The sequence below is a fragment of the Brevibacterium sp. RIT 803 genome, from assembly GCF_016892625.1.
Lineage (GTDB): Bacteria > Actinomycetota > Actinomycetes > Actinomycetales > Brevibacteriaceae > Brevibacterium.
In genome coordinates this window covers 370,758-395,953 of record NZ_JAFEMW010000002.1, presented here as the reverse complement: position 1 = coordinate 395,953, position 25,196 = coordinate 370,758, and the positions used below count along the sequence as shown (strand labels likewise).

At 63.1% G+C, this 25,196-nt stretch carries 24 protein-coding genes; 12 read left to right on the top strand and 12 right to left on the bottom strand.

Going from position 1 to position 25,196, the window contains the following annotated elements:
• The first annotated feature begins 71 nt into the window (after positions 1-71).
• Positions 72-1,070: a stage II sporulation protein M gene (locus JTF07_RS09150; protein WP_204233943.1), complete on the top strand. Its 999-nt coding sequence runs from the start codon at positions 72-74 to the stop codon at positions 1,068-1,070.
• A 48-nt stretch (positions 1,071-1,118) separates the two neighbouring features.
• On the opposite strand, the gene JTF07_RS09145 is transcribed toward JTF07_RS09150, so the two are convergent.
• From JTF07_RS09145 to JTF07_RS09125, 5 genes are read right to left on the bottom strand one after another with little or no spacing between them, the layout of a single operon-like run.
• Positions 1,119-2,405 (bottom strand): DUF58 domain-containing protein, encoded by a 1,287-nt coding sequence (locus tag JTF07_RS09145; protein ID WP_204233942.1) that lies wholly within the window; start codon positions 2,403-2,405, stop codon positions 1,119-1,121.
• Positions 2,406-3,455 (bottom strand): AAA family ATPase, encoded by a 1,050-nt coding sequence (locus JTF07_RS09140; protein ID WP_204233941.1) that lies wholly within the window; start codon positions 3,453-3,455, stop codon positions 2,406-2,408.
• Complete coding sequence (locus tag JTF07_RS09135) at positions 3,452-4,717, bottom strand: DUF4350 domain-containing protein (protein WP_204233940.1); 1,266 nt, start codon at positions 4,715-4,717, stop codon at positions 3,452-3,454. Before JTF07_RS09135 ends, JTF07_RS09140 begins: the two co-directional genes overlap by 4 nt.
• On the bottom strand, positions 4,714-5,370 hold the full coding sequence (locus tag JTF07_RS09130) for a hypothetical protein (RefSeq protein WP_204233939.1): 657 nt from the start codon (positions 5,368-5,370) through the stop codon (positions 4,714-4,716). Before JTF07_RS09130 ends, JTF07_RS09135 begins: the two co-directional genes overlap by 4 nt.
• The gene (locus JTF07_RS09125; RefSeq protein WP_204233938.1) at positions 5,367-6,419 is read right to left on the bottom strand and encodes a hypothetical protein; all 1,053 of its coding nucleotides are present in this window, start codon (positions 6,417-6,419) and stop codon (positions 5,367-5,369) included. The genes JTF07_RS09130 and JTF07_RS09125 overlap by 4 nt, the downstream gene beginning before the upstream one ends.
• 136 nt (positions 6,420-6,555) lie before the next feature.
• Here JTF07_RS09125 and mtrA point away from each other — a divergent pair, with 136 nt between their 5' ends.
• The 5 genes from mtrA (at position 6,556) to hpf (ending at position 12,559) form a co-directional block, all read left to right on the top strand.
• A complete protein-coding gene (mtrA, locus tag JTF07_RS09120; protein ID WP_143921237.1) occupies positions 6,556-7,236 on the top strand; it encodes an MtrAB system response regulator MtrA in 681 nt (226 codons plus the stop codon).
• Entirely contained in the window at positions 7,233-9,332 is a 2,100-nt protein-coding gene (gene mtrB, locus JTF07_RS09115) for an MtrAB system histidine kinase MtrB (RefSeq protein WP_204233937.1), read from the top strand. The genes mtrA and mtrB overlap by 4 nt, the downstream gene beginning before the upstream one ends.
• A complete protein-coding gene (locus tag JTF07_RS09110) occupies positions 9,329-11,050 on the top strand; it encodes an LpqB family beta-propeller domain-containing protein (protein ID WP_204233936.1) in 1,722 nt (573 codons plus the stop codon). The genes mtrB and JTF07_RS09110 overlap by 4 nt, the downstream gene beginning before the upstream one ends.
• Before the next feature lie 60 nt (positions 11,051-11,110).
• A complete protein-coding gene (locus tag JTF07_RS09105) occupies positions 11,111-11,833 on the top strand; it encodes a ComF family protein (protein WP_204233935.1) in 723 nt (240 codons plus the stop codon).
• Between the two features lie 66 nt (positions 11,834-11,899).
• Complete coding sequence (gene hpf, locus JTF07_RS09100) at positions 11,900-12,559, top strand: ribosome hibernation-promoting factor, HPF/YfiA family (protein WP_204233934.1); 660 nt, start codon at positions 11,900-11,902, stop codon at positions 12,557-12,559.
• A 117-nt stretch (positions 12,560-12,676) separates the two neighbouring features.
• Here the strand turns inward: hpf and JTF07_RS09095 are convergent, their stop codons facing one another.
• From JTF07_RS09095 to JTF07_RS09080, 4 genes are all read right to left on the bottom strand, one after another.
• Positions 12,677-13,750, bottom strand: a complete 1,074-nt coding sequence (locus tag JTF07_RS09095; protein ID WP_204233933.1) for a DUF418 domain-containing protein — start codon at positions 13,748-13,750, stop codon at positions 12,677-12,679.
• Between the two features lie 66 nt (positions 13,751-13,816).
• Positions 13,817-14,458, bottom strand: a complete 642-nt coding sequence (locus JTF07_RS09090) for a response regulator (RefSeq protein ID WP_204233932.1) — start codon at positions 14,456-14,458, stop codon at positions 13,817-13,819.
• 28 nt (positions 14,459-14,486) lie between these two features.
• Entirely contained in the window at positions 14,487-15,632 is a 1,146-nt protein-coding gene (locus tag JTF07_RS09085; protein WP_204233931.1) for a sensor histidine kinase, read from the bottom strand.
• 40 nt (positions 15,633-15,672) lie between these two features.
• On the bottom strand, positions 15,673-16,239 hold the full coding sequence (locus JTF07_RS09080; RefSeq protein ID WP_204233930.1) for a hypothetical protein: 567 nt from the start codon (positions 16,237-16,239) through the stop codon (positions 15,673-15,675).
• A 151-nt stretch (positions 16,240-16,390) separates the two neighbouring features.
• Here JTF07_RS09080 and JTF07_RS09075 point away from each other — a divergent pair, with 151 nt between their 5' ends.
• The gene (locus tag JTF07_RS09075) at positions 16,391-17,632 is read left to right on the top strand and encodes a winged helix-turn-helix domain-containing protein (RefSeq protein ID WP_204233929.1); all 1,242 of its coding nucleotides are present in this window, start codon (positions 16,391-16,393) and stop codon (positions 17,630-17,632) included.
• A gap of 54 nt (positions 17,633-17,686) precedes the next feature.
• Positions 17,687-20,389 (top strand): preprotein translocase subunit SecA, encoded by a 2,703-nt coding sequence (gene secA, locus JTF07_RS09070; RefSeq protein WP_204233928.1) that lies wholly within the window; start codon positions 17,687-17,689, stop codon positions 20,387-20,389.
• A gap of 19 nt (positions 20,390-20,408) precedes the next feature.
• On the opposite strand, the gene JTF07_RS09065 is transcribed toward secA, so the two are convergent.
• Together JTF07_RS09065 and JTF07_RS09060 are read right to left on the bottom strand one after the other, a co-directional pair.
• A complete protein-coding gene (locus tag JTF07_RS09065) occupies positions 20,409-20,876 on the bottom strand; it encodes an Rv3235 family protein (RefSeq protein WP_204233927.1) in 468 nt (155 codons plus the stop codon).
• A complete protein-coding gene (locus tag JTF07_RS09060) occupies positions 20,873-21,688 on the bottom strand; it encodes a LysM peptidoglycan-binding domain-containing protein (RefSeq protein ID WP_204233926.1) in 816 nt (271 codons plus the stop codon). The genes JTF07_RS09065 and JTF07_RS09060 overlap by 4 nt, the downstream gene beginning before the upstream one ends.
• Before the next feature lie 148 nt (positions 21,689-21,836).
• On the opposite strand from JTF07_RS09060, the gene JTF07_RS09055 reads away from it, so the two are divergent.
• Positions 21,837-22,352: a hypothetical protein gene (locus tag JTF07_RS09055; protein WP_204233925.1), complete on the top strand. Its 516-nt coding sequence runs from the start codon at positions 21,837-21,839 to the stop codon at positions 22,350-22,352.
• 67 nt (positions 22,353-22,419) lie between these two features.
• On the opposite strand, the gene JTF07_RS09050 is transcribed toward JTF07_RS09055, so the two are convergent.
• Positions 22,420-22,641 (bottom strand): helix-turn-helix domain-containing protein, encoded by a 222-nt coding sequence (locus JTF07_RS09050; protein WP_143921250.1) that lies wholly within the window; start codon positions 22,639-22,641, stop codon positions 22,420-22,422.
• Positions 22,642-22,781: 140 nt separating this feature from the next.
• On the opposite strand from JTF07_RS09050, the gene JTF07_RS09045 reads away from it, so the two are divergent.
• The 3 genes from JTF07_RS09045 to JTF07_RS09035 are packed head-to-tail and all read left to right on the top strand — an operon-like array spanning position 22,782 to position 25,165.
• On the top strand, positions 22,782-23,432 hold the full coding sequence (locus JTF07_RS09045; protein ID WP_204233924.1) for a hypothetical protein: 651 nt from the start codon (positions 22,782-22,784) through the stop codon (positions 23,430-23,432).
• Positions 23,429-24,649 (top strand): CpaE/TadZ family protein, encoded by a 1,221-nt coding sequence (locus JTF07_RS09040; RefSeq protein ID WP_204233923.1) that lies wholly within the window; start codon positions 23,429-23,431, stop codon positions 24,647-24,649. Before JTF07_RS09045 ends, JTF07_RS09040 begins: the two co-directional genes overlap by 4 nt.
• 9 nt (positions 24,650-24,658) lie before the next feature.
• Positions 24,659-25,165, top strand: coding sequence for a DUF6912 family protein (locus tag JTF07_RS09035; RefSeq protein ID WP_204233922.1), 507 nt, complete (start codon positions 24,659-24,661; stop codon positions 25,163-25,165).
• The last annotated feature ends 31 nt before the right edge of the window (positions 25,166-25,196 follow it).

Genomic DNA, 25,196 nt, shown 5'->3' with positions numbered 1-25,196 from the left:
CATCGCCACTTCATGGTGGATCGCCTGGGATACCGATTCGGGTCGGGAGGACTCTCCTATAGGGTTGAACCATGGACCCGAATCTGCTGGCCGAACTGCACGGCGACGAGTGGCGAGAACTGTCCAATCTGGCGAAGAAGAACACACTCAGTCCGGCACAGACCCGCAGATTTCTCGGCCTCTATCGAGACGCCTCGAAGGATCTGTCTCGGATCATGACGGTGGCCCCTGACTCTGTGGAGGCGGCGCGGCTGTCGGCGATAGTCCACCGCTCGCGCAACCACCTCTCGGCGGTTCCCGCCGGCGGGCTGAGTGGTCTCTCTCGCTTCTTCGTCATCAGTCTGCCGCTTTCGATCTACCGGCTGAGGTGGGACTTCCTCATCGTTGCCGTGTGCTTTTTGGCGGTGGCGAGCTTGGCCGGAATCTGGGCCGGCATGCACCCGGAGGTCCTCGAGACCTTCGGCGACCACGCCTTCCGCAAACAGTTCGCCGAACATGATTTCGTCGATTACTACAAAGAGAACCCGAACGGCTTCTTCGCCGTAGGGGTGTGGACGAACAACGCGTGGATCGCCGTGCAGTTCGTGCTCTTGGGCATCACCGGAGTCTTCGTCGTCTCTGGGCTGTTCTCCAACGCAGTCAACGTCGGCTTCTCCGGTGCGATGATGTTCGAGTTCGACCGCGGTTCCGACTTCTTCCTGTACATCCTTCCGCACGGAATCCCCGAGATCAGCTGCATCATCCTCGCCGCTGCGGCAGGACTGAGACTGTTCTTCGCCTGGGTGGTGCCGGGGCCGCGGCTGCGGCGGAATAAGCTGGCTTCGGAGGCCAGGTCGCTGCTGACCGTCGCCGGTGGACTGATCATCATGCTGTTCATCTCGGGACTCATCGAAGGATTCATCACTCCGAACCCGATTCCACCGGCGCTGAAGATCGCCATCGGCGTGGCCTGCACCGCGCTGGTCATCGCCTACGCCTGGTACTTCGGCAAACGTGCCGCCTCGGCCGAGCTCAGTGCCGACCTCGACGAGCATCAGGCTGGCTACTCAATCCGCGCCACCGACCGGTAGAGATCCTCACCACCGGCTGGTCGGGGCTCCAACCGATGAGTGAAGCGCCTACAGTCTCCCGGTGGCCTTGAGATTGATGTAGAGGTCAGCCAGCGCACCGGGCAGGTCATCGGGACCGGTTTCGACGGACTGGACACCGGCTCCACGCAGACGAGTCTGCAGTGACTTCGACGTCAGCAGCTCCGATTCCGCAGCGGCGGCTGTGAAGATCTCATCGGTACTCGCCCGCTTGGCCGCCAGCTCGCCCAAGGCGGGATCCTCCACCGAGGCCAGCACCACGCGGTGACGGGCCAACATTGTGGGCAGAACCGGCAGGATCTCATCGGCGACGCTGCCCTCATCCAAAGCGGTGACGAGGACGACGAGGGCATGCTGGCGTGAGGTGGCCAGAACCGTCGTCGAGATCTGCTCCCAGTCGGCATCGTAGAGTTCCGGATGGACCGTGGTCAGCGCCACCGACAGGTCATGGACCGGGTCCTTCGACCGATGGCTCGAAGCGATTGCGCGGATGCGTGCATCGGCGACGACGACATCGACGCGGTCACCTGCTCCCGACGCCAGAGCGGTCAGCAGCAGAGCAGACTCCAGGGCGGCATCGAAGATCGTGCCGTCGCCGCACCGTCGCGCAGCCAGCCGCGAGGAGTCGACGACGATGACGACCCTGCGGTCACGCTCGGGACGCCAGGTCTTGACGACCAGGTCCTGGGAGCGGGCACTGGCACGCCAATCGATTGAGCGCACATCATCACCGTCGACGTAGTCGCGCAGCGAATCGAACTCCGTGCCCATGCCGCGGATCATCACGGCAGACCGCCCGTCGAGTTCTCGCAGCTTCTGCGTCTTCGAAGGAAGTTCGCGGCGAGAGATGAACGGAGGCAGGACCCGCACGATCGCCGGCACATCGAAGCTCTTCTGCCTGACGATGAAACCGAGGACGCTGCGAGAGCGGATGGTGACCTTGTCTGCGTGCAGTGCGCCGCGGCGCACGGGCAGAAGCTGCGTCACCACCTGTGTGTTCTCGCCTGGGGGTAAGTCGAATTCTGAGCGCGTGCTCTTCGCCCCGGCACTCGGTGACCACGCATCACGGACTGCGATGCGCAGATGTTTCGGGGAGTCGTTGACCAAGGTGAGAGTGCAGTCGGTGGGGTCACCCAGCCGGACCATGGGCCCGGGTGTGCGCTGGAGGGAGACCAACCTCGGCGGGGGAACGAGGAAGAAGTCGAGCAGTGCCACGATGACGATGATGCCGGACACGATCAACGCACTCGTCCACCCCGGCACGAGCATGACGGGGACGAGCCCGAGCAGGGCCAGCAGGAGCAGTCGCGTCGTCATTCAGCGCGGGACTTCGGTGGTCGCGATGATCGAGTTGAGGACCTGATCGACGTTGAGTCCGTCCATCTGTGCCTCGGGACGCAGGATCACACGGTGACCCAAGGTCATGTGCGCCAGGGCCTTGACGTCATCGGGGGTGACATAGCCGCGGCCCGACAGCCAGGCATAGGCGCGTGCGGCACCGAGCATCCGCGTGGCACCGCGGGGAGAGACTCCCAGAGCCAGCGATGGTGCCTGTCGAGTCGCTCGGGCCAGATCCACGATATAGGTGATGACCTGCGGAGCAATGTAGATCTCAGCGATTCGCTCCCGCGCCTGGGCGATCATGGCCGAATCGACGACGGGGGTCAGTCCCGCCTCGGCGAGGTGGGAGGCGTCGAAGCCGCGCGCGTGACGGTCGAGGATCTCGAATTCCAGGTCACGTTCGGGCAGTCCGAGCACGAGTTTGAAAAGGAACCGGTCGAGCTGAGCCTCGGGCAGGGGATAGGTGCCCTCGTACTCCAGGGGGTTCTGGGTTGCTGCGACCATGAAGGGTTCGGGCAGGGCACGGGACCCTCCGCCGACCGAGACCTGGTGTTCCTCCATGGCCTCGAGCAGAGCCGACTGTGTCTTGGGCGGCGTGCGGTTGATCTCATCGGCGATGAGGATGTTCGTGAACACCGGGCCGGGCCGGAATTCGAAGTTCGACACGGATGCGTCGTAGACCAGGGAACCGGTGACATCGCTGGGCATGAGGTCGGGCGTGAACTGGATGCGGGTGTTGTCGAGGCTGACCGAGGTGGCGAAGCTGCGCACCAGCAATGTCTTGGCGACACCGGGCACACCTTCGAGCAGCACGTGTCCCTGGCACAGCAGGGCGATGAGCATACCGGTGACCGCTTGGTCCTGCCCCACGACGGCCTTGGCGATCTGCGTGCGCACTTCGATGAACGAATCCCGCAGGGGATCAGGCTGGGTGTGCTGCGGCTGCTGGGCCTGCGGGTGTGGGGCCTGCGCCGGCTGTGCGGGGTTCTGCTGCTGGGCGGCGTTCTCGCCTGGAGCCTGTGTCATGAGATCTCGCTTTCGATGAGAGTGAGCAGATGGACGATGTCCGCCAGATCTGTGTCGGTGCGGGGCACCGCGGAGGAGAAGACCGATTCGACCTGGGCCGGGTCGCGGCCGGTCGCGTTCACGATGGCGGCGATGATGTCGTGGCGGCCGGCCTCAGGACCCAATGCCAACCGTTTCGCGATGCGCAGCAGGGCACCCGTGCGCAGAGTGTGCAGAGCCCCCGTCCGGTCATGGCTGCGAGCGGCCAGAGCGGCCCGCCCGTGCACCGTCTCCACCGCGGGGACGATGACCGGGAGCCGTTCGACGGCCAGGGGACCGAACCTGCGGCCGAGGATGAGCAGCAGGATCAGCACACACGGAGCCAGCCACAGCGCCCCGGCGATGAACCAGCTGGGCACATAGTCCAGAGTCGACGGAGCCGACTCGAACTCACCGGAATCGGTGGGGTAGTAGACGACAAGATGGTCAGTCTGTGACAGCTGGGAGAGCACCAGCGAGGCATGGCCCTCCTCATCGATGCCGGCATTGGTCACCCAGTCAGAATTGCCGAGGACGGTGACGGGGAAGTCGCCCGTGCCTCCGCCGCCTTCATCGACGATGAGCTGTCCGTGCGCCGACCCGGGGGTGACCTCACCGCCGTCGATCTGAGTGACCCCGGGGCCGGCGAACGGATAGCAGGTGCTCAGCCCCTCAATACCCTTCCGGGCCTCGGCATACTGCGCATCACCGGTCTCCACCGCACCGGCAGCCTGGGCGGCCGGGACCTCGCAGCCAGGCTGTGAGATCTCATCCGGTGTCGCCAGGGGGCTGAGGCTGTCATCGACTGTGATGCGGTCGGTGAAGTCCTGGACCGAATAGCCGGGATCGATGAGCGCCAGCCGGTTGTCATTGGCGGCGAGTTGGGACCGGAAGCCGTCGACGTCGCCCTGCGAGAGCAGATCGGCCTTCGTCGGAATCAGGAGTGTCGTCCCGGGCTGGCCTGAGGCTTCATGGGCGGTGTCGAAATCTTCGGTGGTGGTGACGTCGACCCCGTGGTCGCGCAGCGTCTCGACCATGGCCTTCGTGCCCTCTCGAGCCGCAGAGTCATAGTGCAGCGGTGCCTCGGAGTCACGATCGGACGTCATCAGCATCGTCGCGATCACTGTGATGAGGATGGCGACGGCCGCGACGATCCACACTCCAGCCGATCTCAGCCGAGCCGTCAGCGGCACCGCCGCACTCGACCGTGTGCCTCTGGTGGCGACGTCGATGAGGGCACTCATGAGGCCACCGCCGATCGGTGCCGGGGACTCAGAGCGCTCAGGGTCTCATCGAGTGCAAGGAAATCGCTATAGGTCGTATGCAGAGAAGCGGCTGAAGTCTGAGTCGAGTCCTCGCCGAAGAGGAGGTCATTGAAGACCTCGGCAACTCGGGCCAGCTCCAGTCGGTGCTCGGGCAGTTCGTCTCCGGCCGTGCGGCTGAGCTCGCTGGCAGTCGACGCCGAATCGAGCGTGACGATGTGCTTCTGAGAGAGTACGGCGAAGATGGCACGTGCGGAGTCGATGACTGCGGATCTCATATCGCCACGCTGCGCGGCGGCCCGCGCGCTGTCCCTCCAGGGACCGGGCTCAGGTGAGGCGACGACGGGGTCGAAAGCCGACAAGGGGAGAGTCGTCTTCCGCAGCCCGACCCGACGCACCCGCCAGATGATGAGACCGACGATGGCCGCCAGGGCCACGACGACGATGAGGATCAGCCAGGGAGAGTTGCCCTGCAGCGCCCCGGAGACGATCGAGTTCCAGATGGTGCTCAGCCATTGCCCGAGCTGTTCCAAAGGGGTGAGGTCGGTGTCGGAATACTCCGTCTTCGACAGTTCGTGTTCGACCCACTCACGGCCGGTGTCACGGTCGATGACCGAATCGCTCAGCAGGCTCATTCTGTGCCCTCCTCACGACGGATGAGGACCAGGTCGAAGCCTTCGCAGCGCATGCGCTGGTCGAAGTAGCAGACGCAGACGAGGCACGAGAAGTAGGCGAAGAGGATTGCTGAGGACACTGTCGTCAGGAGCAGAAGAATTCCACCCGCGATGGCGAGGATGATCGTCATCGACATGGAGGCGGCGGCAGCGGTGCCGATGGCGATCGTGGCGATCACGGTGAGGACCGTGACGAGGGGCGCAATGACGAGCTGAACCAGTTGGTTGGACAGGAAATAGCCGAGACCCAGCTGTCCGAAGGTGCGCCAGAAGCCTGTGCCGGTCAGGCTCCAGGAGCGTCTCAGCCCGGCACGCACACCCAACCTTTCGACGGAGATCGCGGAGCCGGTGAAGGCGAATCGCAGATTGAGCCAGATCAGGGCACAGAGCCAGAGTCCCAAAGCGATGAAAGCGGTGATGATCGCAAGGACCGTGTTGTCGAACAGTGCGAACAGAAGAGAAGGCAGCCCGAGCAGAATGAGCAGACCCAGATTGATCGCGCCCAGGAGCGCTGCGGCCAGAATCAGAGACCAGCGGCGCCCGCGCAGCGACATCCACGACTGCGTCAGCGTGGTCTTGCGTGCCCCGAACGAGCTCTCGGCACCAGCGGCGGCCAGTCCGGCAAGGAAATGGGCGACGCCGAGGCTGAGCAGACTGATAGCGAACGATCCCATCTGCGCCAGCAGGAAGAACCCGGACATCGCATCGTCATTGCTGACGAGATCGTTGAGGAAGGGCAGGAACTCAATGACGACGAAGGTTCCGACGGCAGTGAGGAGGAGAGTCCAGAGCGTGAACACGATGAGGGCCGCACCGATGGTGAGACCAGGGACGAAGCGCAGAAGCCGGAAACCGGAATCGAGCACCTCGAAGAAGGTCAGCGGTCGTTTGGCCAGGACTCCACGCGGGGAAGGCGGGTGCCATTCGTGATGCGTCGGGCCCTGACCTCGTCGTTGCCACTGACCGGTCTGCCAATCGACCTCTGAGGTCCACGCATTCGATCGTCCCATCACCAAGCAATCCTGCCATGTTTCGCAGTCAGCCGCCGAGTCGAATCGCCCCTTGAAGCCGAGTTCACAACGTCTGCGTTCACAGGTAGGGGTGTCGAGGTCGAAAGATTGGGTGCTCATAAGCGACAATGGACAGATGAACGCTCGTATCCTCGTAGTTGATGATGACACGGCTTTGGCCGAAATGATCGGAATTGTGCTCAAAAGTGAAGGCTTCGAGCCCTTTTTCTGCGCTACCGGCGATCAGGCCTTCGGAGAATTCGAGAAGGTGAACCCGGACCTCGTCCTCCTCGACCTCATGCTGCCCGGAAAGGACGGACTCGAGGTCTGCCGAGAGATCCGCGAGATCTCCTCGGTGCCGATCATCATGCTCACGGCGAAATCGGACACCGTGGACGTCGTCCTCGGCCTGGAATCCGGTGCCGACGACTACGTTCCCAAACCCTTCAAACCCAAGGAGCTCATTGCCAGGGTGCGAGCCCGCCTGCGGATCTCCGAACCGCAGGCGCCGGAGCTGCTCACCGTCGGCGATGTCGTCGTCGACGTTGCCGGTCACACCGTGACCAAGGGCGGTTCCCCGATCTCACTGACTCCGCTCGAGTTCGATCTGCTGGTGGCCCTGGCCCGCAAGCCATGGCAGGTCTTCTCACGCGAGACCCTGCTCGAAGAAGTGTGGGGATACCGGCACGCTGCCGACACACGTCTCGTGAACGTGCACGTGCAGCGTCTGCGCTCGAAGATCGAACGCGACCCGGAGAAGCCAGACATCATCGTCACCGTTCGCGGCGTCGGATATAAGGCAGGCAGAGCGGCGTGAGTCGCTCCTCGGCTGTGGGCGGAGCGATCCGCACCGCAGCCTCGGCGATCCGGACGTTGTGGAAGTTCCTCCTCCGTTCGTTCAGTCATTCTCTGCAGCTGCGGATCGTCGTCCTCACCATCGTCCTCACCTCCGTGGCCATCTTCGGGGTGGGGACGTACATGTCACAGCAGATTTCGCGTGGCCTCTTCGACACTCGCCTCCAGTCCCTGTCATCCCAAGCCGGGACCATCGTCTCGGAGCTGCGCAGCCTCGCCCCCGTCGACGGACAGGCCGTGACACAGGAGAATCTGAGCTCTCAGCTGTCGTCGATCTACAACCGGTCGACCGGATCCGTGTATTCGCTGACCTTGGAGCCCAGCGACCCGAACTCCTCGTTCTCAACGATCAGCGCAGGGTCGACAGACTCCGACGGTGCGGCAACCGAAGTTCCCATCACCGGTGAGCTCAAGGACGCCATCGGCAAGGCCCCGACCGACGACATGCTCTACCAGTCGGTGGCGCTTCCCGACGGGTCTGGACCCGGGCTCCTGATCTCCCAGGAGCTCCAGATCCCCGGTGCCGGTCAGTTCCAGCTCTATTACCTGGGTGACCTGTCCGAGCAGCAGGACACACTCGACTTCGTCCAGAGGTCGATGCTCGTCGCCGCCCTCGTTCTCGTCGTTCTCGTGGGTGCTGTGGCGTGGATCGTCACCCGACTCGTGGTCACACCTGTGCGCACCGGCGCCGAGGTGGCACGTCTGATCGCCGATGGTGACCTGGACGAACGCATGCCCGTCCACGGCAATGACGAAATCGCGGTGCTGGGGGAGTCCTTCAATGACATGGCTGACACCCTTCAGCACCAGATTCAGCAGATGGAGCGACTGTCGGTGCTGCAGCGCCAGTTCGTCTCCGACGTCTCCCACGAGCTGCGCACACCTCTGACCACCATTCGGGCTGCGGCGGACCTCATCTACGATTCCCGTGATGACCTCGATCCCGTCACGGCCCGCAGCGCTGAGCTTCTGAATTCGCAGGCCGAGAGATTCGACAATCTCCTCTCGGACCTGCTTGAGATCTCCCGTTATGATGCCGGTGCCGCTGCCTTGGTGGCCAAGCCAGTCGACATCGGAGCCATCGTCACCTCGATCATCGAGACAGTGTCGATGGTGGCCGATCAGATGCACACGAACATCGTCGTCCATGCCCCGTCTTCGCCGGTGATGGCCGAAGTCGATCGGGTGCGCATCACCCGGATCGTGCGCAACCTCGTCGTCAACGCGATCGAGCACGGGGAATCGAACCCGATCGACATCTATGTCGCCTCCAACGCCGAGGCGGTGGCCGTGAGCGTCCGCGACCACGGAGTGGGAATGAACGACGAACAGGTCGAGCACGTCTTCGACCGCTTCTGGCGGGCAGATCCCGCCCGCAAACGCACCCTGGGCGGATCTGGTCTGGGACTGGCGATCTCGCTCGAGGACGCCCACCTGCACAATGGTTGGCTGCAGGTCTGGGGCAAACCTGAAGAAGGATCTTGCTTCCGCCTGACGATTCCGCGTCGTCCCGATCAGGAGATCACCTCCTCGCCTCTGCCTCTGCCGCCTCGGGATGCCCAGATCCAGGGTGCAGCCCTTGTGGCTGGGCCGCTGTCCTCGGACGGTTCCGTGCGGATCCAGACCGGATCCATTCCCATCGTGGTCGAGACCGGTCAGGCTCCTCCCACCCACGAAGGGTATGTTGATGCGCCTGAGGTTGTCCGCGGTCACGCTGCCATCATCGATGACGACGCTGAGAATTCGGACGCCGAGGACAGCTCCAAGAAGGCCGAACCCGCAGACGACGAACTCGACCACGCAACCGCCGAGCACGTCAGCGATACGGGCACCGATTTCGACGAAGCCACCGATCACCCTAGCGACGAAGCCACCGATACTGACGAAGCCACGGAGCACGTCAGCGACACCGACACCGACACCGACACCGAAACTGACGCAGCGACCGATACTGACGAAGCCGCCGAGCACCCAGTCGGCGACGACACTGGCATTGAGATCGACATGGACACCGTTTGGCCCCCGGAGACAGCACCTAAAGGAGGATCGCAGTCATGACGACGTCCCGAGGTAAGAAGAGTCTGCAGATGCTCGTCCTCGCTGTCTTGGCCAGCCTGGCGCTGGGGGCCTGCTCCTCGATCCCGAGCGATTCTCCCGTGGGACACATCGAGGCAGGATCCGGTGACCCGGGTGCCAGCAGCGCTCGGATCCCAGACGGGCCCGAACCCGGCGACAGCGTCGGTGAGATCGTCCGCGGCTTCCTCTCTGCCGGCGCGGGAACCGGAAACAACTTCTCCGTCGCCAAATCCTTCCTCACCGAAGCCGAGGCGCAGGAGTGGAACCCGCAGGAGTCGGTGTCGCTGCTGCCCAATGAAACAGATCTGGATTCGATCAACGCCGAAGTCACCTCCGACCAGAAGACGCTGACGATATCTGTGCCGGTCGTCGGACTCGTCAACTCGTCGGGAATCTTCAACTCCACCAAACCGGGTACCCAGTCGAATCTGGAATTCTCCCTGCGGCAGGAGAACGGTGAATGGCGCATCGCCTCGGCACCCGACGGTCTGCTGATCTCCCAGACAGAGTTCCAGACGATCTTCCTCAACTACTCTCTGCAGTTCTTCACCTCCGACTACTCCTACCTGGTTCCCGACTCCCGCTGGTTCCTCCGCTCCTCGTCGACGCCCACAGCTCTCATCAATGAACTTCTCAGCGGTCCGGCCTCCTATCTCTCGGGCGCGGTCGTGACGTCGATACCCGACGGAGCGAAACTCAGCGATACGAACGTGGTGACCATCGAGAACGGCGTCGCACACATCGCCCTGAGCAACCAGGGGGACACGCCGACGGACCAGGAGAAGGGAATGATCCGACAGCAGATCGCATCGACGCTGAAGGTCATCCCCTCAATTTCGAGCATCGAACTGACCATCGGCGGACAGGTCGTGTCGGAGAGTCTGCAGCCGAAGACCGACTCCTCGGTCCAGGTCGACGGGCCCCCGGTGGTGCTGGCCAAAGACCGGCTCTCACGCATCTCGGGCACAACTGTGGCGAAAGTCGAGAACAGTCCGGACCTGTCAAAGGCCAAGGCCAGCGACCCAGCGGTCTCGTTCGACGATTCGCTCTACGTCTACCTGCAGAACTCCGGGCAGGAGCTGATGCGCCTCAAGGCCGACACCGTCGACGCGACTCCGATCCTCAAGGGCAAGAGGCTCGTACGCCCCAGCATCGATCGGTTCAACACAGTCTGGACCGGGGAACGCGACAACAAGGGCAAGCTCACAGCCATCGGGGAGGACAGCAAGGAATACACGATCGCCACCGACATCCTGTCCGGTCGAGACCTCATCGATTTGGAAGTCTCGCGCGACGGCACTCGGATTGCACTGTTGAGCAGGCACAAGGGCGAGCCCTCACGCATCGACGTCGTCGGCATTCCGCGTGACAAGGCGGGAAACCCGTCTAATGCCGTGTCTGATGCGCCGATCGAGGTCGGGTCGAACTTCGACGAGATCAAGGACATCTCCTGGGCCGGGTCGACCTCGCTGGTCGCGTTGGCTGCAACGGAGGGCGAACGAGTCCAGCCGTTCCGCATCGGCGTCACCGGGCCTCCTGCGCAGCTGGGAGAGGTCCCCGACGGCAGTAGGATCGCCTCCGGTGAGGATGGTCGTTCGATTCTCGTGACGAGCTCATCGGGCGAGATCTACTCCTATAATTCCAACGCCTGGCAGAAGCTCATCGACATATCGGCGAAGTACCCCTCCTACCCGGGCTGAGGCTCCGGAGCGTCGGAGACAGCGGAGCCGCCTGCAGGCGCGGCATAGTAGATTTCTCTCATGGGACTGCTGACCGAATTCGGCGAACTCTTCCTGCCCCGCCGGTGTGCCGGCTGCGGGCGGGAGGATGTCTCCCTGTGCACGGCGTGCCTGAATCTGCTCGGCGGCATCCCGCGAGCCATGGAACCGAGATACGGACAGATTCCCGTCGTGGGAGTCTCAGAATACAGCTCGCAGATCTCTCATATGGTGGTCAGCTTCAAAGACAACGGCCGCCGGGACATTCTCGACCCTCTTGCCCTGGCGCTTGCGCGTTCCGTCACAGCAGCCTTGGAGTTGGCTCAGCATCCGGGAGGTCGGGTCAGACTCTTTCCCGCGCCGAGCTCCCCGCGGGCACGGAGACGCCGAGGCGGTTCCCACACCGCTGTCCTGGCTCGCCGTGCTGGAGAACTCGTACCCGAACTGTCGTTGGAGGTGGTCGACGTCCTCCTCACCAGACGTCATCACGATCAGGTCGGTTTGGGAGCCCACGCCAGGGAGCGCAACGTGGCGAAGTCGCAGTATCTCAACCCGGCGATTCTGCCGTCGATGGTGTCTGGAGTGGGTGGCGAAACCGCGCTGGAATCCGGTATCGATCTTCTCGTCGACGACTTCGCGACGACCGGAGCGACTCTGGCAGAAAGCGCAAGGGTATTAGCATCGGTGCAGATCAGACCCGTTGCAGGAGCCGTTCTCGGTCTCGGCCGCGGGGGCACTCGATTTGTCTCTCCCTTTACTGTATAACGGGGGATACCCATCCAAGGGAATGGGATCGGATGAATCCGAAGAACGAGTCGCTAAGGACGCATCATGGACATTGTTGTCAACGGACGTCAACTGACCATCTCCGACAGCTTTCGCGCCCACATTGAGGACAAGATCGCGAAGGTCGAGCAGCTTGCACCCCGAGCCCAACGAGTCGAGGTACACGTCGCTCATGAGAAGAACTCCCGTCAGCCGGAGACGAGCGAGCGAGTAGAGCTCACGGTCGTTGCGAAGGGCCCGGCCATCCGTGCGGAGGCCATGGCGAGCGACAAATATGCAGCATTGGATCTGGCCTGGGCGAAGCTCGTCGAGCGATTACGACGCGCCAGAGACCGCAACAAGGTTCCTCGAGCCGGTCATCACCGAAAGGAATCTACGGCCGAGGCCCTGGCGAAGATGCCCGTCGCCGAGTCTCTGGTTCCCGATGAGGGTCAAGCGATCGACGCGAACGAATCCGCGAACGACGACCAGACCAACGGCCGCATCAAGGCCGAAGGCGACTCACCTGTGGTTCTGCGCGAGAAGACATTCAACGGCGCTCCCATCGGCATCGAAGAAGCCCTCAACCGCATGGAGCTCGTCGGACACGACTTCTATCTCTTCATCGACGAGGATTCGAGCAAACCGTCCGTCGTCTACCGCCGCAAGGGGTGGAGCTACGGTGTGATCGCTCTCGATCACGAACTCCAGGGCGTCGCCGACTGACCTGAGCTGGGCAGTGCTGACCTGAACTGAGCAGTGCTGACCTGAGCACTCGAGAAGCAGGATCGCCGAGGTGGGAACCCCCACCTCGGCGATCTGCGTCTGCGGTCGAATCCGGTCTCAGGCTCGAGCATCCTCGCGGCCCCAGGTGACCAGGCGCCAGAGCTTCTCCAGCGGTCCCTGTCCGGCGAAGCGCAGCCACATTGCCGAGACGAGGATCTGGATGATGATGATGCCGACGCAGACGAGCACGCCTGCCAGATATCCGCCATGGTCATCGAACTGAGCCAGGTCGGGTTCAACAGCCTTGACAGCGAGGATGAGCAGTGTGGCTCCGATGTAGTTGCTCAGCGCCATGCGACCCAGCGGTGCGAAGATCGGCCGCAGAAGCGCCTCGGCGGGGGTGAGCATGAGCAGCATGACGATGACGACGAAGCTCAGAGCCATGGTGATGCCCAGTCCAGCCGTGATCCACAGGTGCAGTTGGCGGGTGTAGAAGTCGGTGAGGAGGAAGCCGAGGACGGAGATGCTCGCGCTCAGCGCACCCACCAGGGCGAGCCGACCCGGATGTCGCAGAGCACGGCGGACCATGTCGGTGTATCCGAGGGAAAATCCCAGGAGGAACAGGCCCGGGATGATGGCGGGTCCTCCACCGGACCATACGCCCGCGGCCAAGAGCAGCGCTCCGCCGACAGAGGTCGACACGGCGAGGGCCCGGGCGGGTATCCAGGTCGAGGGAAGCAGGATGACGATCGCCGCGATCGCATACGGCAGCAGGGCTTCACCGGGCTGCAGGACCATGTGGCCGGCACCGAGGAGCCCGAGGAACAGGAATCGGCGCAGCAGCGCCAGCCTGGGCCGGGGGCTGCGCGCTGTGGCGGAGTTCCACATGATGCCGAAGCCGACGCCGAAGAGGATGGAGAAGATCGGGAAGAACCGGTTCTGTACGAAGTCCTGCTCGAATGCGCGGATACTCTCGACGGTGCCGGATTCGTCGAGAGCGCCGAGACCGAAGATCGGCGGGAGATTGACGATCATGATTCCGCACAGTGCGAGTCCGCGCAGCACGTCGAGGGTGGCAATTCGAGCCCTGCGTGCAGGAAGGCGCGTGGCGGTGGCAGGGGCGCCGCTGTCGGTGTCGGTGACGGCGGCTGTGGGCGTGGACGATGGTTGGTCGCTGGTGTCTGAACTCATGATGTCCATCCTGGTCGAGGCCCGGGTGGCCCGCATCGGCACAATGGCCGGACGTGAGAGCAGGGGTCAGCCGTTCGGCCGATTCATCTCGCCCGACTCCCACATCCGAGCGGCGATCTCGACTCGGTTGCGGGCGGAGAGACGTGTCTGAATATTGCCCAGGTGAGTCTTCACGGTGCCCAACGAGATGTAGAGTTCGGCACCGATCTCCTGATTCGTCCGACCCCGCGCCACTAGGCGAGCGACATCGTTCTCCCGCTCGCTGAGCCCGGCAACACGGTTCTCACCGGTCGGGCTGTTCTGGGAGCGGCGGCTGAGCAGGTCCAAGGTCAGTGACGGTGAGATCAGGGCGTCGCCGTTCGCGGCGGCTTTGACTGCTGCCAGCAGCAGGTCGGGCCCGGCGTCCTTGAGGAGGAATCCGCTGGCACCGCCGTCCAGGGCTGCGTCGACGTAGTCGTCATCGTCGAAGGTCGTGACCATGATGACCTTGGAGATCGGCGTCAGGCGCGGGAGTGCCGCAAGGCCGTCGAGTGTGGGCATGCGGATGTCGAGGAGGATGACGTCGGGACGTTCGCGCTTGGCCAGCTCGATGGCATCGACCCCGTCAGAGGCCTGCCCGACCACCGTGATCACCTCATCGGCGTCGAGGATGAGTGAGAATCCCATCCGCACCATTTCCTGATCGTCGACCAGCGCCACTGAAATCACGTTCGTCCTCCGTCGCCTCGTGTCGGACTCAACCCTGAACTCTCGAGGTCAAGGGTATACGAGTCTCGAGCACCCAACCCCCGTCCTGGCTGGGCCCGGCGAACAGATCCCCGCCGAGGTGGTCGACCCGTGCGGCCAGACCGCGCAGGCCGGTTCCGCTGCCGGAACCGATCCCTCCGGAGCCGGGACCGTTGCCCACAGTGAGGACGATGTCATGACCGGAGCGGTACCCCGGCCTCGCCGAGGCTGTGGTGAAGAGGCGGACAATGATCGGCACCTCGGCTCCCGCATGTCGACGGATGTTCGTCAGCGCTTCGGACAGCACACGGTCGAGCACGGGCCAGACGGAGGAGGGAACCGCCTCGGTGTCGGTGCCGTCGATGTCGATGCTCAGATCCTGGGCACCGGCAAAGCTCTTGGCCCGGTCAAGGAGAGCCTGGATGTTGGAGGCGACTGGGGCTCGGGGGCCGGACTCGCTTGAGTCGCTCGCGGTGTTTGAGACCAATGACCGGATCTCATCCAGCGCTCGTGTCCCGGACTCTTCGATCTTGCCCAGAGCGGTCTTGAGGATTCGGGGGTCCTCACTGCGGGTCGCAGCCTGGGAGAGGACGACGATACCGGTCACCTCGTGGGCGACCAGATCGTGGAGTTCGGTGGCCATCCGACGTCGTTCCGCCTCGGCGGCGGTGGCATGGCGTTCGATGAGGGAACGATCGATCATGCGCAGAAGCAGGCCCAGGGACAGGCTGACCACGATCACGGTGGAGGCACCGAAGGCGAGGGTGAGCCCGTCGCCCCAGCCCATCAGGCCGGGTTCGACGACATTGCCAACGGACAGCAGGATGAGCAGCAGCAGCTGTGTGCGGGTGGCGAACCATCGAGCGAGCATCACCACCGTCACCAGACTCAGCCACGTCACGGTCAGGCTCAGAGTTGATGCGAAGGCGACGGGGACGAGGGCGAGGAGCAGGAAGAGGGCGGCCAGCGACAGCAGACCGAGGGGTGGGACCCGGCCCCCGGTGGAGCGGGACTGGGTGAGTACCAGGATGGGCAGAACCGTGGCCAACGCGAACAGGTTGGCGATGACGAGCGGCCAGCCCGAACCGGTGAGCAGTTCGAGCAGGAACGTCAGGGGCAGGGGAAGAAGCCACAGCCACGTGATCACAGTCTTCATCGCTTCCCAGTCTAGTCAGGCCCGGTGCTCAACCTGCGGCTCATTCGGCAGCGCGGCAGTCGGGGGAGGCGTATTCGAGTTCGACGACGACGCCGGAGTCCGTGACCGCAGCACCCTTGACCGTGACGTCCTGATCCAACTCGATCTGGCCGGCGCGGTGACCATCGGCGAACAGCTGCAGTCGGTCGTCGGCAGTGTCGGCGGAGAAGGTGACCTTGTCACCGTTGATCATAGCGGCTTCTGTGAACGACCCGTCAGCCCGTTCGATCGGATCGACATCACCGTCCGGGTGGTCGAAGGTGACGAACCGTGACAGGCGGTCCGCACGACCCTGACTGAGTCGGTGGACGAGCAGTTGGTCATTGTTGGTTCCGGCCTGCAGCCTGAGATCGACATAGCTGAGGTCTGCGGAGTCGCGCATGGCGGAGAGGATGTAGGGCCTGCCATGGACATCGATCGATCTGGGGTCGGTCCCACAGGCGTCGAGGTAGTCCTCAACCTGTGCTTCGAGGGCGAGCTTCGACTGGTGTTCCCAGACGAAGAGGGCGCCGATGGCGGCGGTGATGAGGCAGAGCGCCGAGGCGAGTGCGATGAGGGCTTTCTTCATGGTGGGTGTTTGTTCCTTCTGTGGGTGGTTGCGGTGACAGTGACGATCCTTCCGGCCTGGGGCGGATCCGGCTTCGGCCGAACGGCTGCTACTGCTCGGCCGGATGGACGGATCTCCGAGCTGTGTCAGTGCGGTGATCTACTGTGGGTCCATGCAGAAGATGACACTGTCGGCAGCACGCAGGACGGCGATCGCTGCGACCGGCCTTGACAGGCAGCGCCCGGCTCAGGTGACTGCTCGGCACTTGAAGTCGACGTTCGCGAGAATGGGGCTGACCCAGATCGACTCGGTCTCCCGCGTGGTGCGTTCGCACTATCTGCCCTACTATTCGCGACTCGGACCGTATCCGCGTGAGACCCTCGACCGGCTCTTCTACTCAGCACCCCGCATGGGCGTCGAATACTGGGCCCACGCGGCGGCCTTCGTCCCGCCGGAGACCTACCGTCATTTCGAACGCACCAGAGCCGAGTGGTGGCGCAACGACTACGGCCAACGGCATCCCGACAGCGGCCCTGATTTCCGGGCACTGCAGCGATCGGTCCTCGACGTGCTGGAGTCGGGACCGAAGACTGCACGTGGGGTCGCGGACCTCGTCGACCATGAGATCCCCGAACGCAACCGCGATCATTGGGGCTGGAACCCCAGCCAGGTCAAGATGGCACTCGAAGCGCTGTTCGCCGGTGGCATCATCAATGCCGCGGGCCGCAATGATCACTTCGAACGCGTCTACGCCCTGCCGCGCGACGTCAGTCAGTCGTTGCCGGCGCCTGAACTCTCCTACGGTCCCGATGGCGGCCCTGAGGTCGGCCTCGATCCCGAAGCCGAACGACCTCGCGGAGTCTCAGGCACTGCCAACAACGTACTCGAGCTGACCCGGATTGCGGCCCGGGCGCTGGGCATCGCCCGCCCGGACTGCCTGGCAGACTACTTCCGGCAGGCGCGCACGACCACCGATGAGGCGATCAGGACGCTGCTGGCCTCCGGTGAACTCGTCGAAGTCGACGTTGAGGGGACTCGGGCACTGAAGTGGCATACGGCGAGGACTCCTCGCTCCGTCTCGGCCAGAGCGCTTCTGGCTCCGTTCGACCCGCTCGTCTTCTACCGACCGCGGATCGAATGGCTCTTCGGCTTCCACTACCGGATCGAGATCTATACTCCCGCCAAAGACCGGGTGCACGGGTACTACGTGCTGCCGTTCCTCCTCGGCGAACGTCTTGTCGGTCGAGTCGACCTGCACCGGGACCAGGCAGCCAACACACTTCGGGCGCTGAAGGTGACGTGGGAGCCGGGCGAAGAGCACGAGGAGGAACTGGCACTGGAGCTGCGTGAAATGGCGAAGTGGCTCGGATTGGGGGCTGTGGATATGAGCGGTACTCACCTGCCATTAAGCTAGGGAATATAGAGTCGTTCGAGTTGTTGTCAGGCATTCATGCCGATTAGGAGAAAAGTGGCTAATTTCCTCGAGAAGCTTCTGCGCACCGGTGAGGGACGCACGCTGAAGAAGCTCCGCCAGTACACGGATGCGATCAACGCGCTGTCCGAGGAGTTCAGCGAGATGTCGGATGCTGAGCTGCGGGAGGAAACAGATCGTTTCAAGAAGCGCTATCAGGACGGGGAGACCCTCGATTCGCTGCTTCCCGAAGCCTTCGCCGCCGTCCGCGAGGCCGCGGGACGCACACTGGGCATGCGCCACTTCGACGTCCAGCTGATGGGCGGGGCGGCACTGCACCTGGGCAACATCGCTGAGATGAAGACCGGTGAAGGCAAGACGCTGGTCGCGACTGCGCCGGCCTACCTCAATGCACTCACCGGCGGTTCCGTGCACATCATCACGGTCAATGACTACCTGGCTACCTATCAGTCCGAGCTGATGGGCCGCGTGTTCCGGTTCCTGGGGATGGAGACCGGCTGCATTCAGGCCAACATGTCCTCAGACAATCGACGCAAACAGTATGCCGCGGACATCACCTACGGTACGAACAACGAATTCGGCTTCGACTACCTGCGCGACAACATGGCCTGGTCTGCCGATGAACTTGTGCAGCGCGGACACGCATTCGCGATCGTCGACGAGGTCGACTCGATCCTCATCGATGAGGCTCGCACCCCGCTCATCATCTCCGGCCCGGCCGAAGGCGATGGCAACCGCTGGTACGAAGAGTTCGCCAAGGTCGTCAAACGACTCAAAACCGACCGTGACTACGAAGTCGATGAGAAGAAGCGCACCGTCGGTGTGCTCGAGCCCGGCATCGAACGAGTCGAAGACTACCTGGGCATCGGCAATCTCTACGACGCAGAGAACACCCCGCTGATCAGCTTCCTCAACAATGCGATCCGCGCGAAGGAACTCTTCAAGAAGGACAAAGACTATGTGATCCTCGACGGTGAAGTCCTCATCGTCGACGAACATACCGGTCGTGTGCTCAAGGGCCGTCGTTACAACGAGGGTCTGCACCAGGCCATCGAGGCCAAAGAGAACGTCAAAGTTCAGGCCGAGAACCAGACCCTGGCGACGATCACCCTGCAGAACTTCTTCCGTCTCTACGAAAAGCTCTCCGGCATGACCGGTACGGCAGAGACCGAGGCCGCGGAATTCATGTCGACCTACAAGCTCGGCGTGGTCCCGATTCCGACGAACAAGCCGATGCAGCGCGTCGACCAGTCGGATCTCGTGTACAAGAACGAGGTTGCGAAGTTCGATGCTGTCGTCGATGACATCGCTGAGCGTCACGAGACCGGACAGCCGGTCCTCGTCGGCACCACCAGCGTGGAGAAGAGCGAATACCTCTCCACACATCTGAAGAAGCGCGGCATCCGCCACGAGGTCCTCAACGCGAAGAACCACGCAGGTGAAGCCTCCATCATCGCCATGGCGGGTCGGAAGAATGCCGTGACTGTCGCAACGAACATGGCCGGTCGCGGTACTGACATCATGCTCGGTGGCAACGCCGAATTCCTGGCTGTGACCGAGATGGAGAAGCGGGGCCTTGACCCTCAGGAGAACGAAGAGCAGTACGAGGCCGAATGGCAGGACGTGCTCAAGGCAGCGGAGAAGCGAGTCAAGACCGAGGCCAAAGAGGTCGTCGAATCCGGTGGCCTGTACGTCCTCGGCACCGAGCGCCACGAATCCAGGCGCATCGACAACCAGCTGCGTGGACGTTCGGGACGCCAGGGCGACCCCGGTGAGAGCCGCTTCTACCTGTCTCTCACCGATGACCTGATGCGGCTCTTCGGCTCAGGTGCCGCTGAGCGGATCATGGCCACCGCCAATGTTCCCGACGATGTTCCGCTGGAATCCAAGATGGTGTCGAGGGCGATTCTCTCGGCACAGTCGCAGATCGAACAGCGCAACGCCGAACAGCGTAAGAACGTTCTCAAATACGACGACGTGCTCAACCGTCAGCGCACGGTGATCTACGACGAGCGGCGCAGGGTCCTGGACGGGGCAGATCTGGAAGATCACGTCGCGAAGTTCCGTGAGGAAGTCATCGACGCCTATGTGGCAGAGGCAACCACCGGACCGGTCGAGGATTGGAAGGTGGGCGAACTCTTCGAGGCGCTGGGTAAAATCTATGAGCCGTCCATCACCGAAGAGGACCTGGCCGAAGAGGTCGGGGGAATCGGCAACCTGACGAAGAACCTCCTCAACCGGGAGATCCAGTCCGACATCGGGGTGTTCTACGAACAGCGTGAAGAGGCTCTGGGCGAAGAGGCCACTCGTGAACTCGAACGACGTGTCGTGCTCTCGGTCATCGACAAGCGGTGGCGCGAACACCTCTACGAGATGGACTACCTGAAGAACGGCATCGGTCTGCGTGCTATGGCGCAGAAGGATCCGCTGGTGGAATATCAGCGCGAAGGCTTCGACATGTTCAAAACCATGCAGGATGGGATCAGGGAGGACGTCGTCCGCCTCACCAATACCCTCGAGGTGACCGTGAACCGTGTCGAGGATGCTTCTGATGACGATTCCGAGGTTGAGGTCGACGCGGCTGAACTGCGTCACACCACACCCAAGATGCAGCTGTCCGCCCCATCTGAGGCTGGTTCGACCTCGTTGTCCGAGTCTGAGGACGAAGAGGCCGGGACCGCTGCCGATCAGCCGGCCAACCGTGCAGAACGTCGGGCGATGAAGAAGGCGAAGAGCTGACCAGTCTCTGACATCGGCCTCACATCGTCTGCAGTGCCGTCATCGTCCACCGGGTGGTGAGCAGTTCCAAGCGAATTGCCACCGCCCGGAATCGGTTCTGGGTGCGAACGACGACGGTGACTTCAGCGATGGCACTGGTGACCCTGCAGACTCTGGCGTTGCCGGCCTGCAGGGTGCGTGTCGCGCCCAGTTCTCCGAATGGTCTGGTCGGTGCCACCTCTGCACGCATTTGGGCGCGCTGGTCGATCTTCTCCAGCAGTGTCCGATCGACCCAGCGAGAGATGGAATCGCTGCGTCGTATGCCCGCGAAGATCTCCAGGCACGCCACCGCCAACGACGTCGCGGTCGCGGCAATGCGGCCCTCATCACTGTCATCTGCGGCCTTGTTCTGCTGTGCAGCAGGGGCGGTCGCAACGGGCTTCGGTACGCCGCTGCTCAGCGGCGTTGATGCCACCCGCGGACGTGAAAGCACCAGTGGGGCACTCATGGCTGAATCTCCAATCGTTGGCCGGGCATGATGAGGTTCGGGTTCGCACCGATCACCTCGCGGTTGGCTGTGTAGATGTCGTCGACGACGTCTTGGGTAGTGCCGCCGGAAGATGGATGATCGGCGGCGATCGACCAGAGGCTTTCGCCGGGGCCGACGATATGGATGCCAGGGGCCTCATCATGATCGTCAGAGGCCTCGCTGATGGGATCGTCAATGCCCTGGCCCCGGTCTCTTTCGCCGCCGGCCGAATCGTCGGCTGTGGATGAACCGGCGTCCGTGGATGAGCCAGAATCCTTGGGCGGTCGATTCTGCGGTGGCGAAGGCGCAGGATCGGCAACAGGAGACGTCGGTTCAGCTGTCGGCGGGGCGGTCGGCCAACCAGGATCAGGGAGGGGATCGTCGGGCAGCGCGGTCGGCCAGCCGGGATCGAGTGTGGCACTCGCCGATCCAGCAGGCGCAGCGTGAGCTTCGTTGATGAGCGTATCGGCCGGCGGGGGAGAGGCGTGGGTCGCGTTGACAGCCAGGCTTGCTGAAGCTGCGGCGAGAACGCTTGAGCGCAGTATCGTCGGCACGATGCGCATGACAGACCGGGTGACGATTGCTCTCATGCGACCGTTGGGCAGCAGCCTGATCAGCAGCGTCAGAAGAGAGACCGCTCCGAGGCGAGAAGAGAGCACGGCGGCAGTGCCGGCGACGATGATGACAACGAGATCAGTGGTGCTGCGAGGCATCGGCAGGTGAACCCACGTGGTGATGAAACCGCCGATCAGACAGAGCCACGAGACGCTGCAAGCTATCAACAGATACATGAGAGACGTCCTTCATTGGAAACGTATCTCAATAGTGCAGTTAGATGGTATTTGATGTCAATAGGTTATTATAACTACGGGGCTGTAGTTCCGCTGATCGGCGCAGAAGCTCTTGCTTGTCGGCCTTCGCTGCGGCAGGCTTCACATCATGGAGGATCGGATCGACGCTCTTCTCGCGGATGTCGAAGCAATGCACACGTCCCGGGAAGCTCACGCCAGAAGAGGTGAACTCGGTGATGAAATTGCCGCTCATGCCGCACGGCATACTCTGCGCGAGCGACTGCGGGGTGCAATCGGCCAGCACGTGCAGGTCGCCGTCGCCGCCCGCGAAATATCAGGGACAGCTGTCTTTCTCGGTCGGGGGATCGTCGTGATCGCCGGCACGGAGTCGAACATTGTGGCGATCGACTGGATACGAGAGATGCGCACTGGATCCAGAAGACACCGGTACGAATCCGGTCCCCTGGAGCGCTTGGGTATGGCGTCGGCTCTCAGACGACTGGCGGCCGACCACGAGCAGATCTCCCTGGAGTTGGCGGGCGAGGGCGGAACCGTTCGGGGGCGCAGCGACATGGTCGCCTCGGACTACGTCGAGATCTCCGGACGGATCATCCCGCATCGTTCAATCGCTCTGGTAAGGGCCCGAGTCAACCCTTTCGCTTAGGGGTGGCTGATCGGAGGCGGTTGACGAGCCGAGCGTTGATCGGGGAGTGGAGTAACCTGTCTTCGCTTCAGTCTTCGAGCGAACCGGTCTTGATCTCGTGCTCGGCGCGTTCGTACATCCGCTGGATGTACGCCTCGATCTCGGTCTTCTCCACGCGCCACTGTCCGCGCCCGCCTACCTTGATGGCACGAAGATCTCCGGTGCGGACCAGGGCGCGGGCTTGAGCGATCGACACATTGAGCAGATCGGCCACGTCGGTGAGCGGCAGGAAACGATTTTCGACGACCATGAGGGCCCCTTCTCATTCCAGGTGACTGATTGCTTGGTGACTAATTTTGTCAAAACCATTGCTTTGACCTCGTTTGATGTTCAATACTATCACTCAGAAACAGTTCCTGTCATGGGAAATTTTCCAAAGGTGGAGATGCAATGGAGCTCTCGAAACGAATTCGTCGGCCTAAGTGGACCGATGCCAGGCTGCTGGTCGGGGCAGTCCTAGTTGTCGTGGCCATCGTCGCGACCTATCTGCTCATCAGCGCGGCGAACGCAACCACTCGAGTGTGGGCCAGTGCGGTCCCTCTTGTCCCAGGTCAGGTGGTCAGCGCTGATGATCTGACTGTCGCTGAGGTGAATCTGGCCGATATCGGAGACAAGTACCTCTCTGCGGATGCCGGATTCCCGGACCATTCGAGCGTGCGGGCCGTGATTGCCGCCGGTGAGCTTCTGCCGGCCTCGGCACTGGCCCCCATCGCCGAGCTCGAGGGTAGGATCGTGGCGATCGATGTCGCCGGGTCCGTCCCCACAGTCGTCGATACCGGCAGCCTGGTCGACGTCTGGGCCCAACCGGAATCGAAGGGACTCGATGATGAAGGCGTCGACCCGCAGCAGATCGTGACCTCGGCGCCGGTCTCGAACATCACCCGTGAGGTCGGCAGCTTCGGCGTCGGAGATGGTGCCAGGATCGAAGTCTTCGTCGCCAGTGCGGAGCTCGCCGATGTCCTCGGCGCACTCGACGGCAACAGCGTCCTCTCGGTCGTCGGTGCCCCCGCTGAAGTCAGAGCCGAGGGCGGTCAGTCATGACGCAGGTGCTCCTGGCCGTGGACTTCGAGTTCGATCTGATCCTGTTCGAACTCCTCAGCGAGGTCGACGACGTCACCATCGTCGCTCGACCAGCAGATGACGTCGAACTTCTGGCGCTGTGCAGGACGGGCAGCGCCGACGTCGTCATCGTCGGTCAGTACTTCCCAGGGTTGGACGCCCAGGTCATCTCCGCGATCCTCGCAGCAGGAACTGCGGTACTGGGATTCGGAAACGACACGGCGGCGCTGGAGTCCCTCGGCATCCTCAGCAGCGTTCCCTCCATCGCGGACGCTGAGACCGTGGCGCAGGCGATCGATGACACCCGCGATTCCACCGTCGTCCCGCCCCGACCACTCGCTCCGCCCGGATCGCTGAAAGGGCAGGGGCACATCGTCACAGTCTGGGGTACGGGTTCGTCTCCCGGTCGGACGCTCACGGCGGTCAACCTCGGCGATCACGGTGCCAGGCAGGGTCACCGCAGCGTCGTCGTCGACGCCGATACAGTGGCTGCGATGGTGGCCACGACTCTGGGGCTGACGGAGGAATCGGCGCATCTGGCCAGCCTGTGCCGACTCGAGGTGGAGAAGACCCCGCCTGTGGACATCTCTGCCGTTCCGCATGCCGCCGTGCGTGATGACTTCCATGCTGTCACGGGACTGACCAGACCAGACAGGTGGCCAGAAGTTCGCGCATCGGTCCTGACAGCGGTGCTGTCCCGATTAGCCAAGATGTTCGACCTCGTTGTCGTCGACGTTTCCGACCGGGTGGATCCCGACGATGACTTCGCCGATCCGTTCTATGACCGGCACTGCGCGACGCGTGCCGCTCTGGAGGCCGCGGACACCGTGCTCGTCCTAGCCGCAGGCAATCCGATCGGCCTGCAGAGGCTCGTCAAACTGCTGGGCACCGAAAGAGCGGAGTCGCTGGGGTCCAAGATGCGCATCGGCATCACACAGGTGCGTTCAGGAGCTGTAGGCCATCGGCCCGAGGTGCGGATTCGGGAAGTGCTCGCCAGATTCGTTCGCCGAGACCCCGACTTCATCTTCAGCGACGACCGGGCAACAGCCGACGCCGCCATGCTGTCCGGGCACACCCTCCATGAGGAGAATCCGAAATCTGTGCTCAGCCAGGAGATCGCGGCCGCGGTGACTGAGCTGCTGCCGGCCCGGAAGCGCTCACGGAAGTCGGGTGCGGGTCGAGCAGCGAAGTCCCTTTAGGATTGGAGCATGTCCATTCGCTGCTATATCCCGACCACGCTGACCGCAATTCGCCAAGGGCTCGGCCCGGTGCACGCGGTCGCCCCCGATTCCCAAGGTCGAGAACTGGGCGGGGATGAACTCGAGGCACGAGAATTCGACGCCCTGTGCATCGCGGCCTCAATTGCTGCCACTCAGTCTTTCGAAGCCGCTGCCGCAAGCGTCCGAGAGTCTGCATCGGATCCGGCGTCCGAAGGCGGGCCCAGAGCTGCTTCACCGCGAGCCGTCATCGCCTACGATGCACCCGATTCGAGCGCCGGCGAAGATCTGGCCGAAGGCTTCGACCTGCTCACCCTTTCCGAGGTCGACATGACGTCAGTCGCCAGCATCCACCTCGACGAGGTCGAGATCTGGGAAGAAGCTGCCGACATCGCCGCCGACAAGGGGCGCGAAGCAGCGGAGGACCACCTCGGCGACTCCGATCTTCTCTGGTACGACGCGACCGAGCTGCCCGTGCTGCTGCGCGAGCGCGGCTGAGTCCGGATCGACCCGGGCCGATCAAGTCAAC